The 12,412-nt window shown below is 59.3% G+C and carries 13 protein-coding genes; 7 read left to right on the top strand and 6 right to left on the bottom strand.

Annotated features, from left to right (window positions below; genetic code table 11):
- Nucleotides 1-7 precede the first annotated feature (7 nt).
- The 3 genes from KGB28_RS13690 to ltrA all read right to left on the bottom strand — a co-directional run bounded on the left by KGB28_RS13690 (nucleotide 8) and on the right by ltrA (nucleotide 3,107).
- Nucleotides 8-784, bottom strand: coding sequence for a class II glutamine amidotransferase (locus tag KGB28_RS13690; protein ID WP_223445837.1), 777 nt, complete (start codon nucleotides 782-784; stop codon nucleotides 8-10).
- A gap of 32 nt (nucleotides 785-816) precedes the next feature.
- A complete protein-coding gene (locus KGB28_RS13685; protein WP_223445835.1) occupies nucleotides 817-1,314 on the bottom strand; it encodes an MFS transporter in 498 nt (165 codons plus the stop codon).
- 95 nt (nucleotides 1,315-1,409) lie between these two features.
- On the bottom strand, nucleotides 1,410-3,107 hold the full coding sequence (ltrA, locus tag KGB28_RS13680; RefSeq protein WP_223445833.1) for a group II intron reverse transcriptase/maturase: 1,698 nt from the start codon (nucleotides 3,105-3,107) through the stop codon (nucleotides 1,410-1,412).
- Nucleotides 3,108-4,376: 1,269 nt separating this feature from the next.
- Here ltrA and KGB28_RS13670 point away from each other — a divergent pair.
- Complete coding sequence (locus tag KGB28_RS13670; RefSeq protein ID WP_223445831.1) at nucleotides 4,377-6,431, top strand: S9 family peptidase; 2,055 nt, start codon at nucleotides 4,377-4,379, stop codon at nucleotides 6,429-6,431.
- A 201-nt stretch (nucleotides 6,432-6,632) separates the two neighbouring features.
- Nucleotides 6,633-7,106: a cyclic nucleotide-binding domain-containing protein gene (locus KGB28_RS13665; RefSeq protein WP_150724348.1), complete on the top strand. Its 474-nt coding sequence runs from the start codon at nucleotides 6,633-6,635 to the stop codon at nucleotides 7,104-7,106.
- Here the strand turns inward: KGB28_RS13665 and KGB28_RS13660 are convergent.
- Nucleotides 7,103-7,393 (bottom strand): hypothetical protein, encoded by a 291-nt coding sequence (locus KGB28_RS13660; protein ID WP_150724347.1) that lies wholly within the window; start codon nucleotides 7,391-7,393, stop codon nucleotides 7,103-7,105. The genes KGB28_RS13665 and KGB28_RS13660 overlap by 4 nt on opposite strands.
- Nucleotides 7,394-7,488: 95 nt before the next feature.
- On the opposite strand from KGB28_RS13660, the gene KGB28_RS13655 reads away from it, so the two are divergent.
- From KGB28_RS13655 to KGB28_RS13640, 4 genes are all read left to right on the top strand, one after another.
- Complete coding sequence (locus tag KGB28_RS13655) at nucleotides 7,489-8,175, top strand: spermidine synthase (RefSeq protein WP_223445830.1); 687 nt, start codon at nucleotides 7,489-7,491, stop codon at nucleotides 8,173-8,175.
- A 50-nt stretch (nucleotides 8,176-8,225) separates the two neighbouring features.
- Nucleotides 8,226-8,597 carry a YajD family HNH nuclease gene (locus KGB28_RS13650; RefSeq protein ID WP_007898702.1) on the top strand — a complete coding sequence of 124 codons (372 nt, stop codon included), beginning with the start codon at nucleotides 8,226-8,228 and terminating at the stop codon, nucleotides 8,595-8,597.
- 222 nt (nucleotides 8,598-8,819) lie between these two features.
- Entirely contained in the window at nucleotides 8,820-9,290 is a 471-nt protein-coding gene (locus KGB28_RS13645) for an RNA methyltransferase (RefSeq protein ID WP_150724345.1), read from the top strand.
- Between the two features lie 79 nt (nucleotides 9,291-9,369).
- A complete protein-coding gene (locus tag KGB28_RS13640) occupies nucleotides 9,370-9,747 on the top strand; it encodes a DUF2892 domain-containing protein (protein ID WP_223445827.1) in 378 nt (125 codons plus the stop codon).
- A 113-nt stretch (nucleotides 9,748-9,860) separates the two neighbouring features.
- On the opposite strand, the gene KGB28_RS13635 is transcribed toward KGB28_RS13640, so the two are convergent.
- The gene (locus KGB28_RS13635; RefSeq protein WP_223445825.1) at nucleotides 9,861-11,090 is read right to left on the bottom strand and encodes a hypothetical protein; all 1,230 of its coding nucleotides are present in this window, start codon (nucleotides 11,088-11,090) and stop codon (nucleotides 9,861-9,863) included.
- 35 nt (nucleotides 11,091-11,125) lie between these two features.
- Nucleotides 11,126-11,575: a YcgN family cysteine cluster protein gene (locus KGB28_RS13630; protein ID WP_095945369.1), complete on the bottom strand. Its 450-nt coding sequence runs from the start codon at nucleotides 11,573-11,575 to the stop codon at nucleotides 11,126-11,128.
- Nucleotides 11,576-11,739: 164 nt separating this feature from the next.
- On the opposite strand from KGB28_RS13630, the gene KGB28_RS13625 reads away from it, so the two are divergent.
- The gene (locus KGB28_RS13625) at nucleotides 11,740-12,333 is read left to right on the top strand and encodes a nitroreductase family protein (protein ID WP_223445823.1); all 594 of its coding nucleotides are present in this window, start codon (nucleotides 11,740-11,742) and stop codon (nucleotides 12,331-12,333) included.
- Nucleotides 12,334-12,412 lie beyond the last annotated feature (79 nt).

Below are 12,412 nucleotides of genomic sequence, written 5' to 3'. Positions count from 1 at the left end.
TGAATCCTTATGAGGTCTGGCCCTGGCTGACGCATTCGCCGCGTCGCCACAGGCTCCATTGACCCGGTTCGTAACGGGTCCAGGTTTCGTTTTCGGTCAGGGGTTCGGTGGCGATGACGGTGACCACATCGTTAGGCGTGGTTTCGGCCTGAAAGTCGACGATCACGTCGACATCTTTCAAGCGCGCCGGGCCAAACGGTGCGCGACGGGTGATTTGCGCCAGCTTGGTCGAGCAATAGCAGAACAGCCAGTCGCCGTCGCTGAGCAGGCAGTTGAATACGCCTTTGCTGCGGTATTCGGCGCAAGCGGCCACCAGATCCGGCAGCAATGCTTCGACCTCGACCGGCTCGGGGAACGCCGCACGCACACGGTTGAGCAAATCACAGAACGCCGCTTCGCTGTCGGTATCACCCACGGGGCGATAGAAACTGGCCGCCGGCTGGAAGTCCGCCAACTGGCCGTTATGGGCGAAACACCAGTTGCGTCCCCACAACTCACGGACGAACGGATGCGTGTTGGACAGGGAAACCTTGCCGACGTTGGCCTGGCGGATGTGCCCGATCACCACTTCGCTCTTGATCGGATAGCGCTGCACCAGGTTCGCGACTTCCGACTCGCAGCTCGCCGCCGGGTCCTGGAACAACCGCAGCCCACGGCCTTCATAGAAGGCAATGCCCCAGCCATCGCGGTGCGGGCCGGTGCGTCCGCCGCGCTGCATCAGCCCGGTGAAGCTGAACACGATATCGGTCGGGACATTGGCGCTCATGCCCAATAACTCACACATGCTCGGACTCTCGCTCAATCGCAGGGGCAAGGTTACAGACGGGGTTCGACTCGCATCCGCTGAGGGCTGCTCGGCACGGGTGGACGACCGTAACGATCATCGCCGGCACCGCCGAACGGTTGATCATCCTCAGGCTCGTCGGCACGCATGGCGGCTTGGGTGACAGCCTCACGCTCCTTGCGGGCCTTCGAGGCGCGCTCGATGGGGAAACGGATCGCCACCAGCACCAGATAGAGGCCGAACGCGATCATGCCGTACATCAACAGATCGGAAATCGCCCGCCAGGCGTTATTGCCGACCTTGAACAGCAGGTCGAGCGCGGTAATGGCGATGGCCGGTGCGACTTTATCCTTGACCGGGTCGATGATGGTCGGGCTGAACAGCAGCACGACCATCGCCAGCCGCAATGGCTCACGCAGCCAACGCCACATCCAGCGGGTCAAGCGCATCCACACCAACAGGCAGCCCAAAGCGGCGAAGGCGTAGAGGCCCCAAGCGATCAGATAGTCGTTCTCGGTCATGGTGTCCATGGCAAGGCAGGCAAGTCGGGTAGAGACAGGCCATTACTGGCCTGCCTCCCCCTAAGAACCGTACGTGCGCCTTTCAACGCATACGGCTCAAGTCTTTAGAAAGCCCCTTGCGGAGCCGGTTTGTTCACTGTCAATCCACGGCTGTGAAGCTGTTGGTGACAAATAGGATGCAATAGTACCCGGTTATCCAGGGTGTCTCTACCGCCATGAGTGCGGTGGATAATGTGATGGTCATGCCATCCCGTTTCCTTCGTAATCGGTTGTTTGCACATCAGACACAGTCCTTTCTGACTTTGATAGAGACTGAGAATCTGTTTGCGATACTTCAGCTTTTTCAGCATCTGTGCCGTCCGCAGCTTCTCGCCCATTTCCTCCATGGAAGGGTCGAAGGGGTTGTACTCCCCACTAACCTTCCTGTGTCGTTCGATCGGTGTACTCGCAAGCGAATACAGAGCGACCTCCTTTTTTGTCCCGTTTTCCTCCAACATCGTGGTGGCAAACACCCAACTTCTGCTTCCTTGAGTTCGGAAATACTTCTTCCCGATCCATTGCAGTGACTTGTTCGGGTGCCGCCGCTTTGCCCAACGCCATAGAGCATAAAACAACAAATTATCCATGCGGCTGTAGGCCTGCTTGGCTACTACAGGCTGGTGATACAGCGCCCAGCCTTTCAAGATGGGATTGAGCAATCGAATCAAATACTCCTGCTTCGCCATCTTGTTGGCGTCGATGACCTCCTTCACCTTGTGATAGAACGCCTTGACGTTCTTCTTACTCGGTTTGATCAGAAGCTTCCCGTCGTACTTACGGAAATTCCAACCCAGAAAGTCGAAGCCTTGATCGGTATGGACGATATGTGTTTTCTCAGGGGATAACTGCAACCCGCGTACTGCCAGGAATTGCTCCACCCAAGGTCTGATTTCGCTTTCCAGTACCTCTTTCGAGTTTCCAGTAATCACAAAATCATCCGCATACCGCACCACGTTGATCTTCAGCTTTCTGGCCCTTGTCACGCCCAGATACTGCTTGAGCTGTGTTTCCAGACCATCGAGCGCCATATTTGCCAAGGTAGGCGAGATAATCCCGCCTTGTGGCGTACCAGCATCCGTTGCCTGTAGCTGGCCTTTATGAATCACGCCAGCCTTCAACCATTTCCGAAGAATCGCTTTGTCCGTAGGGACGTTGGCGAGCATCCAGTCATGATTAATGTGATCAAAGCAGCCTTGTATGTCCGCCTCCAGTATCCATTGGGCCGAGACCTTCTTGGACAGGCAAACAAACAACTGACCCATCGCATCCGCCGTGGAGCGTTCGATCCTGAAGCCGTAGCTATTCGGATCGCCCTTGGTTTCTGCAATGGGGGCCAGAGCCAGCAAATACAGCGCCTGCATAGCCCTGTCAGTCATGGTTGGGATACCCAAAGGGCGTTCCTTCCCATTCGACTTCGGAATGAACACACGCCGTAAAGGTCGTGGCTTATATCCGTGACGCTTCAACCCATTTGCCGCTTTCCATTTTGCGTCGGGTGTATCCCAGAGCACGCGGTCGACTCCCGCCGTGCGCTTACCCTGGTTTTCAGTGACTCGCCGTACGGCCAAGTATCTGGCCGATCGAGAGCGGGTCAGCATCCGTTGCAGGGCTTTCATCCTGCGCCATTTGCCTTCCCGACAAGCCTTCGCAATCCGCACCTGCATTGCCCGAACATTCCGCTGAACACGACACCAATCGATGTCATGCCATTGTTGCGGAGTGCCGGAAAGCGCAGGCACGGCCATTTGGCTGTGCTCTATCATGCTGCCTTCCTCTCAAGTTTCCCCGAGCAGAAGACGTACGCATCCCCTGACGGGAATGGACGCTCCCGTCAGGGTTGGATTAGTAGGAGGCCCAATACTGCGGGTCTCTAAGATCATTGAGACAGGTTCAGTCAGAGTTCATGCGACGAAAGACCACGCAGAAGTCTGCCCGGTTTCCCGTGAGGTAATGTCCCAACCCCTATCCGAGCCATTACAGCCCGGCTTTCGCTTTCTCTGCGATCCCATACCCGCACAGCCAACAGATCCCCTTGCGGTTCACCTGCCCGAAGGCGGCCATACGGGCTTACCACGTTCCCTGCCTATCACACGATTGGTTTAGGGCCTGCCTTTTCACCGATGGTCCTATGACGACGTACCTCAAGCCTCTACAGAGGTATCCGACCACGTGCCTTTTGGCTCAAGCCTGACAGCAGTTTTGGCTTGTTCATAATTACGGCGTTTATCAGCAGTTCACTTACGTTACCCATACCAACCAGCCTAGCGTCTCAACCCGGCACTGCTCCGAGTATCTATGCTTTACCTCGCGGCAAAAGCACACCCTGACGGGGACTACATTGTGAGAAGAGCTTCACACCTCACCGTTACCAGTGACGCATGTCTTCCTAGGCTATCGTTGGTCGCACAACGAGTCCGCTGCCACCTTGCGAGCAAGGTAGATGGACAATGACAGACAGAGCTTTCGCTCATGTCTCCGGTTTGATGTGAGCAGGGACTGCCGAGGCAGCATGCCCAAAGAAATTGTTACCTCCTGTTTCAAAAGCAGGAGGGAACCCCAGCGGGGATTCTCTCCCGCATGGGTTTAGCCCTGAACAGGGCTGATGTGTAGTAGGCACTCCAGTACCGGAAAATCTGGTACTGCGGTCGAGCTACCGAGCGCTAATCGACCTTGAGTTTGCCACCGCCGCTGCGGCAAGTCCTTGAAGGCATTGGACTTCTGGGAGGGTTTTGTTTCTTGGGGTTGGGTACCCAAGCTCTTGGCTTCCTTTCGGAAGCCCTTCAAGATGACTCTACACCTCGAAGTCTTGGAGACACGCTACGCGTGTCGCACAGAGGCGCTTATGATAACGGCTTTTCGCCCATCAGGCTGCATCAATGCCTGACTGTTGGGCGCTATCCATGTGGGAGCGGGCTTGCTCGCGAATGCGGCTTATCATTCAACAATGATATTGACTGACCCAACGCCTTCGCGAGCAAGCCCGCTCCCACAGGTTGCCAGCCCCTATTCCGTACACTGTTCGAGAGCCCTTCATGCCCCTATCCGCCAACATTCACGACGCTCCGATTGCCCACATGGCTGATGGCTCCGACCCGTATGCCTGGCTGCAAGAGCGCGACACCAAGGCAGTGCTCGACTACCTGAAGGCCGAAAACAGCTATCAGGAAGCGCAAACCGCCAACCAGGCCGAGCTGCGTGAAACCCTGTTCGAAGAGATCAAGGGCCGGATTCTCGAGACCGATCTGTCCCTGCCCTCGCCGTGGGGACCGTATCTGTATTACACCCGCACCACGGCGGGCGATGAGTACGCCCGGCACTACCGCTGCCCGCGTCCGGCCGATGACAGCCTGACCCTCGACGAAAGCCGCGAACAGTTGCTGCTGGACCCTAACGAACTGGCCAAGGGCGGCTTCTTTTCCCTGGGTGCGTTCAGCATCAGCCCGGACCACCAGCGTCTGGCCTACAGCATCGACTCCAGTGGCGACGAGATTTACACGCTGTTCGTGAAGGAATTGTCCGACGGCCGCGTCAGCGAGCTGGAATTCCAGGACTGCGACGGCAGCATGACCTGGGCCAACGACAGCCTGACGCTGTTCTTTGGCGAACTGGATGATACCCATCGTCCACACAAGCTGTATCGCTATCGACTGGACGGCACGGCGGCCGAAGAAGTGTTCCATGAGCCGGACGGACGCTTCTTCATGCATTGCTACCGTTCAAGCTCCGAGCAGCAATTGCTGCTGTCCGTGGGCAGCAAGACCACCAGCGAAGCCTGGGTCCTCGACGCCAACCAGCCGCTGCAAGCCTTTACCTGCATCGCGCCACGGGTCGAGGAGCATGAGTACGACGTCGACCACGGTGTACTCGACGGTCAATGGACCTGGTTCATTCGCAGCAACCGTGACGGCATCAATTTCGCCTTGTACACGGCCGTCGATACCGGTGCCGCGCCGACCGAAGCCGACTGGCAGAACCTGATCCCCCACAGCGACACGGTGATGATCGACGGCATCAGCCTGAACACCGGGGCCATGACCCTCAGCCTGCGGGTAGGCGGCTTGCCGGTCATTGAAGTTCACCCGCAAGGCCTGGCGCCTTATCGCGTGCAACTACCGGATGCGGCCTACAGCCTGCACGTGCAAAACAGCCTGGAATTCGAAAGCGACCGGATTCGCCTGCGCTACGAAGCGTTGAACCGTCCGGCGCAAATCCGCCAGCTTGAACTGGCGACCAGTGCGCAGAAAGTCCTCAAGCAAACCCCGGTGCTCGGCCCGTTCGATGCCGACGCCTACGTCAGCCAGCGCCTGTGGGCCACTGCGCCGGACGGCACGCAAGTGCCCATCAGCCTGGTGATCAAACGCACAGACCTGGGCAAACCCGTGCCGCTGTACCTCTACGGTTATGGTGCCTATGGCGAAAGCCTCGACCCGTGGTTTTCCCATGCGCGCCTGAGCCTGCTGGATCGCGGCATGGCGTTTGCCATTGCCCACGTGCGTGGCGGCGGCGAACTGGGGGAAGCCTGGTATCGCGCCGGCAAGCAGGAGCACAAGCACAACACCTTCAGCGACTTTATCGCCTGCGCCGAACACCTGATCGCCCAAGGCTTCACCACTGCACCGCAATTGGCGATCAGTGGCGGCAGCGCCGGTGGCTTGCTGATCGGCGCAGTGCTCAATCAACGGCCGCAGCTGTTTGGCGCCGCCATCGCCGAAGTGCCGTTCGTCGACGTACTCAACACCATGCTCGACCCTGACCTGCCATTGACCGTGACGGAATACGACGAGTGGGGCAACCCTGAAGAACCGGACGTCCATGATCGGATCAAGGCCTACGCCCCGTACGAAAACGTCACCGCACAAGCTTATCCGGCGACCCTGGTGATCGCCGGCTACAACGACAGCCGCGTGCAGTATTGGGAAGCGGCCAAGTGGGTGGCGAAATTGCGCGCGACCAAGACCGACAGCAATCCCCTGCTGCTCAAGACTGAGCTGGGTGCCGGGCATGGCGGGATGAGCGGTCGATATCAGGGATTGCGTGACGTAGCACTCGAATATGCATTTTTGTTCAAGGTTTTGGGCATTGCCTGAGGATCCTGGCGCGGCGTGCCTGTCTTAATTCCGGACACTGGTAGCCGATACAACACCTGTGGGAGCGGGCTTGCTCGCGAAGGGGCCGTAACATTCAGCAGAGATGTTGACTGACACACCGCCTTCGCGAGCAAGCCCGCTCCCACAGGGGATTTGCGGTGAATTCAAGTCAGCAACAATCACAAAAAAGACCGTAACGACATGTCTGAACCAACCTTTCTGAACAACGAAATTCGCGACTGGCTGATGGATTGCGGCCTGTTCAATCAACTGCTGCCGGCGGACTTCGCCGCGGCTTCGGGCTACTTCAGTATCAGCACCATTGCCCAGGGCGAAGAGATCTTCCAGGAGGGCGATGCGGGCAGTTTCATGTGCATCATCCACACCGGTCAGGTGGCTGTGCAGAAAACCACCGCTGACGGGCAACGAGTCACCATCGCCACCTTGCGCAGCGGCCGCTCCTTCGGCGAAATGGCCGTGCTCGACGGCGAACGGCGCTCGGCCAGTTGCGTGGCTGCGAGCAACTGCCAGTTGCTCAACCTGGGCAAGGACTCGCTGGAAAAGATGCTCAACGACGCACCGAAAATCGCCGCCAAGATCATCCGCGCCCTCGCCGTGTCTCTCTCCAAACGCCTGCGCATGGCCGACGGCCAACTGCTTTCGCAGCAGGTCTAGCCGCCCGGCGACTTGGGTTTCGGCAGGTTCGGCTCAATCCCCGGCACGGGCTGGTCTTTGGTCGGCGGGCTCGGCATTTCAATCGGCACCAACGGCGGACCGCTACTGCCGGGGCCGACTTTAGGCAATGGTGCCGGGCTGATTTGCGGGTACGGCGTGGGCGTCGCGGTGCCGGGTGAACCGGGTATCGGCGCGGGGCTGACGGGAATCGATTGCAGCTGTTGAGCCTGCACTGCAGTTATCGAGAGCGCGGCCAGGGCAATGACCGTTAGAATGGTGCGCTTCATCAATGGCTCCGTTGACCTTGTCGTCATAAACAGGCTACTCCCAACTGCGTCTGTTTGCCCTCCCGAGTTCTGCCAATTTTCTTCAAGTGAGCCCCATGAAACGTTTCGTTCTGCTGGACACCACCCCCATTCCTGAAAACGGCGGTGCCCTGTGCCTGTTCGAATACGGCGAGGATTTCGTCATCAAGATCCAGGGTGGCGATGGCGGACAATTGATGAACACGCGCATGCACGGTTCCGAAGATGCCCTGGCCGAGATCCCGTGTCGCAAGGTCGCCGGCCGACCGAATTCACGGGTGCTCATCGGCGGCCTGGGCATGGGTTTCACCCTCGCTTCGGCGCTCAAGCACCTGGGCAAGACCGCCGAAGTGGTGGTCGCTGAATTGGTGCCTGGCGTTGTGGAATGGAATCGCGGGCCACTCGGCGAGAAAGCCGGAAACCCGATTCAAGACCCGCGGACCGTGATTCGCATGGAAGACGTGGCCAAAGTGCTGCAAGCCGAGCCCCAGGGCTTCGATGCGATCATGCTCGACGTCGACAACGGCCCCGAAGGCCTGACCCAGAAAGCCAACAGCTGGCTGTATTCTGCCGGCGGCCTGAGCGCCTGCGCCAAGGCCCTGAGACCAAAAGGCGTGCTGGCCGTCTGGTCGGCCAGCGCCGACCGGCAATTTTCCGACAAACTGAAGAAGGCGGGTTTCAAGGCCGAGGAAGTGCAGGTCTTCGCCCACGGCAACAAGGGCACCCGCCACACCATCTGGATTGCCGAGAAGCTCAAGGGCTAGGCTAAACTTCACCCTATAACCGTCATTAGTCTTTTTACAAAGGTGAACCCATGAGTTCGTCCACCCCGACCAACACTTCGAAGCTGGATCGCATCCTCGCCGACAACCAGCGCGACAAGGAAATGGGCTACCGCGACAAGGCCCTGAAGATGTACCCGCACGTCTGTGGCCGCTGCGCCCGTGAGTTCTCCGGCAAGCGCCTGAGCGAACTGACCGTGCACCACCGCGACCACAACCACGACAACAACCCGCAGGACGGCTCGAACTGGGAGCTGTTGTGCCTGTACTGCCACGATAACGAGCACTCGCGTTACACCGACCAGCAGTATTTCGACGAAGGCTCGCTGAGCACGCCGAAAATCGCCAAGGCCACGCACAACCCGTTTGCGGCGTTGGCTGGGTTGATGAAAAAGGAAGATTAGAAATCTTCAGAGCCTGATCTGGCCTCTTCGTCGGATCGCCGCCCGGACCAAGCCCGCTCCCACAGAAGTCTCTGTCGTTCACAAATTTTGTGTACACCAGAGAACCTGTGGGAGCGGGCTTGCCCGCGATAGCAATAGCCCTGACGCCACAGATCTCCAACCTGAGCACCCCTGCCACAATCCCCGTATAATCGCGCTTTTTTTCCGAAAGGCACCCCGCTCGTGGCAGACAAACGGTACAGCTGCATTGGTTTGTATAACCCCAAATCACCGGAGAACGTCGGTTCGGTGATGCGCGCCGCTGGCTGTTACGGCGTGGCGTCGGTGTTCTACACCGGCAAGCGCTATGAGCGCGCCGCCGACTTCGTCACCGATACCAAGCGCGTGCATTACGACATCCCGCTGATCGGCATCGACGACCTGAAGAAAATCCTGCCCCTCAACTGTGTGCCCGTCGCCGTGGAACTCGTCGACGGCGCCCGCCCGTTGCCGGAATACACCCACCCGGATCGCGCGCTCTACATCTTTGGCCCGGAAGACGGATCGCTGGATAAAGAGATTCGCGACTGGTGCGAAGACGTGGTCTACATTCCGACCACCGGTTGCATGAACCTGGCCGCCACGGTCAACGTCGTGCTCTACGACCGCATGTCCAAGGGGCTCAATACCCGCTCCGGGCCAAAATTCCGCTAATCGCCGCACATCCGATTGAACGAGCTGCCCGCCACGGCTGTCAGCTTGACTATCGATCCCTGAAGCCTGGAGACAGACCATGAGCGAACTCAAACGCGTCGAGCGTATCGAATCCACCCCGTTCCAGAGCTCTTCCGAGCAGAACGTGCAGGGCTGGGAGCGCATCGGTTCCCTGGCTGGCGGCGTGGTGATGGTGGGCAAGGGGCTGCGGCGTGGCGGGGTCTTTGGCCTGATCCAGATGGCCATCGGCGGTGTGGCGCTGGCGCGCGGTATTACCGGTCACAGTTCGGCAAAAAGCCTGCTGGAGAAAGGCCGTCAGGACATGAACAACGTGCGGGCGAAAATCCAGCGGGCGGGTGAAGAACTGAGCCAGTTGAAGGCCAATGCCGAGGCGGCGACCAAAACCGCCACCGTTACCGGCAATGATTCGTTGGAGTCGCCGAAGACCGGGGTTTGAATCGGGATTTGCGCTGAAGCCACTGGCCTCTTCGCGAGCAAGCCCGCTCCCACATTGGTTTTGTGTCTGGCACAGATCAAATGTGGGAGCGGGCTTGCTCGCGAATGGCGGTATTACTGAATCAATTCGGTACTGAGCACTTTTGAAGAACCACCGATCACGCTCTCGCTGAGCTGAACAAACGCCTGGGTATCGATATCCCCCAGCCGCATCGCCCCGCGCAACACGTCGTCCAGCGACCGCTTGTTATGGGTTTTCAGGCGAATCTCGCGGTCCAGTTCCTGCAGCAACGCCACCGCCCTGGCCACCTGTGCCGGGTTGATCTGCTCACCGCGCAGCGTGGTGACTTTCTGGCTGTTCCTGACCAGTTTGCCGTGCAGGCTCTCGTAGCGTTCATCGCTCATGCCGCCGGCCCGGCGCACCAGTTCGATGGCGTAATACTCGGCAAAGCCTTCGCGGATCCAGTCACTGCGCTGGGTGCCGTTGACACGCCCGAACATCTGGGCCAACTCACGGACCAAGGCACTGCTGCCGCTTTCGCTGACCAACGGCAGGTGACTGTTGAGGTAGATCGACTCATGCGCCGACTGGCTGCCGCGCCACATTGGATCATTGGCCCCGACGATCAGCAGTTTGCCCGGGTGTCGCGGATACAGCGCCTGCACTTGCGGCCAGACGAAGGTCAGCAGCGTCAGCACATCCATACGACGCATGCCCTGCCCCAGCGGCGAGGCGACAGTGACTTCGGTCTCGCCCAGACGAGTACGGCGGCTGCCGAGCTGGCCGGCGAGCATCCAGCCCGTGGGCCGGTCGAACAGTCGGGAAGGGTTGTCGATACGGAATCTATTCGGGCCGATTCGTGGCCACGCGGTTTCAACGCTTTTCCAGCCACCGGGCAGTTCGAACTCCAGGCGTGAAACCAGTTCGATGCCGTCCTGTTGATCGAGCATGGCAGCCGGCACCAGATCGTCGCCGCGCATCAACGCCCAGTGTGGCGTCATACGCGTGTCGAAGCTGCCGCTCTTGCGCCCGTGGTTGATGTTCACTCGGTAGGTCAGGCTGGCCTTGTCGGCGGCCGGACGCCAGACACCACGCGCCGTTTTACCGGGGGTCAGCTGCCATTGGCCGTCAGCCTTGAAGTCGCTGTAGCGGCTGCCGTCACCGAGGTTGAAATCCAGGCTGCGTACCGTCGCCCCCTGGGCGAGCGTCAGGCGCACTTCGGCCTGATCGCTCTGCGGCAACAGGCGCACGTGGTAATCCAGATTGACCTTGTTCGCAGCCCATGCGGGCGAATTCACGGCCAGTAACCCAAGGATCCACGCCTGCCGCCATCCCACAGCCATACACACTCCTTCGTGAAATGTTGAACCCCAGGCAATCAGCCTGCGCGGAAAATCAGGTGATCTTCCCAATCATCTTCCGGAACGCTGCCTTCGGCGAGCATGCGCCCGGACTGGGAGATCCGCTCGTGATGAACGGCATCGCGATCACCGCACACCAGGTGATGCCACAACGGCAGGTCCTTGCCTTCGCTGACCAGGCGATAGCCGCAGGTCGGTGGCAGCCATTTGAATTCGTCGGCCTTGCCCGGCGTGAGCTGGATACAGTCCGGTACGGAGTCACGACGGTTGGGATAGTCCTTGCACTGGCAGGTTTTCAGGTCCAGCAACTTGCAGGCGATGCGCGTGTAATAGACGCTGTTGTCGTCTTCGTCTTCAAGCTTTTGCAGGCAGCACAATCCACAGCCGTCGCACAGCGACTCCCATTCCTCCTGATCGAGTTGATCGAGGGTCTTGCGTATCCAGAACGGTTCTACTTTGGCGGCCATGGTTCGAGTATCGACATCAGGTGGTGAAAAGGCCGCCAGTCTAGTGCCCGAAGCCCTTTGGGCCAAGCATTGGCGACTGTCGGTAGAACGGGCTTGTCAGTTTTTGCGCTGCCAAGTAGGGTTTTGCGTCGCTCCCACTTTCAAACGTAGCCAGGAATCTCTTGATGAGTGCCAACCCACGCGTTGCCGATTACGCCATTCACCCTCAGTTCACCGATCGCTGGTCGCCCCGCGCCTTCACTGGCGAAACGATTCCAGAGCAAACCCTGCTGAGCTTCTTCGAAGCCGCCCGCTGGGCACCCTCGGCCTACAACTCGCAACCCTGGCGCTTCCTCTACGCACGTCGCGACACGCCGAACTGGGAGCGTTACCTGGGTCTGCTGAACGAATTCAACCGCAGCTGGGCGCAACATGCGTCGGCCCTGGTGATCGTGATTTCGAAAACCACCTTCACCGCGCCTGGCGCCACCGAAGAAACCCCGGCCCTGTGGCACACCTTCGACACCGGTTCCGCCTGGGGCCACCTGGCCTTGCAAGCGAGCCTGAGCGGCTGGCATACCCACGGCATGGCCGGCTTTGACCAGGAGCTGACCCGCAAGGAGCTGAACATTCCTGAAGGCTACGCCCTGCACGCGGCCGTCGCGGTGGGCAAGCTGGGGGACAAGGCGAGCCTGGCGGATTACCTGCAAGCCCGTGAAGAACCCAGCCCGCGTCGTCCATTGAGCGAGTTGGCGGCTGAAGGTGATTTCACCCTCTAAGCCACTACACATACCAATGTGGGAGCGGGCTTGCTCGCGAATGCGGTGTATCAGTCACTGTAATTGTCGACTGATACAC

The sequence above is a fragment of the Pseudomonas sp. BF-R-19 genome (assembly GCF_019956445.1).
GTDB classification, from domain to species: Bacteria; Pseudomonadota; Gammaproteobacteria; order Pseudomonadales; family Pseudomonadaceae; genus Aquipseudomonas; species Aquipseudomonas fluorescens_BH.
The sequence above is the reverse complement of the archived record's forward strand: the minus strand, read 5'-3'. Positions and strand labels throughout refer to the sequence as shown.

Bases quoted from the DNA above. Each gene is read 5' to 3' on its own strand.
- KGB28_RS13690 (WP_223445837.1), bottom strand. From the start codon at position 784: ATGTGTGAGTTATTGGGCATGAGCGCCAATGTCCCGACCGATATCGTG.
- KGB28_RS13685 (WP_223445835.1), bottom strand. From the start codon at position 1,314: ATGGACACCATGACCGAGAACGACTATCTGATCGCTTGGGGCCTCTAC.
- ltrA (WP_223445833.1), bottom strand. From the start codon at position 3,107: ATGATAGAGCACAGCCAAATGGCCGTGCCTGCGCTTTCCGGCACTCCG.
- KGB28_RS13670 (WP_223445831.1), top strand. From the start codon at position 4,377: ATGCCCCTATCCGCCAACATTCACGACGCTCCGATTGCCCACATGGCT.
- KGB28_RS13665 (WP_150724348.1), top strand. From the start codon at position 6,633: ATGTCTGAACCAACCTTTCTGAACAACGAAATTCGCGACTGGCTGATG.
- KGB28_RS13660 (WP_150724347.1), bottom strand. From the start codon at position 7,393: ATGAAGCGCACCATTCTAACGGTCATTGCCCTGGCCGCGCTCTCGATA.
- KGB28_RS13655 (WP_223445830.1), top strand. From the start codon at position 7,489: ATGAAACGTTTCGTTCTGCTGGACACCACCCCCATTCCTGAAAACGGC.
- KGB28_RS13650 (WP_007898702.1), top strand. From the start codon at position 8,226: ATGAGTTCGTCCACCCCGACCAACACTTCGAAGCTGGATCGCATCCTC.
- KGB28_RS13640 (WP_223445827.1), top strand. From the start codon at position 9,370: ATGAGCGAACTCAAACGCGTCGAGCGTATCGAATCCACCCCGTTCCAG.
- KGB28_RS13635 (WP_223445825.1), bottom strand. From the start codon at position 11,090: ATGGCTGTGGGATGGCGGCAGGCGTGGATCCTTGGGTTACTGGCCGTG.
- KGB28_RS13630 (WP_095945369.1), bottom strand. From the start codon at position 11,575: ATGGCCGCCAAAGTAGAACCGTTCTGGATACGCAAGACCCTCGATCAA.
- KGB28_RS13625 (WP_223445823.1), top strand. From the start codon at position 11,740: ATGAGTGCCAACCCACGCGTTGCCGATTACGCCATTCACCCTCAGTTC.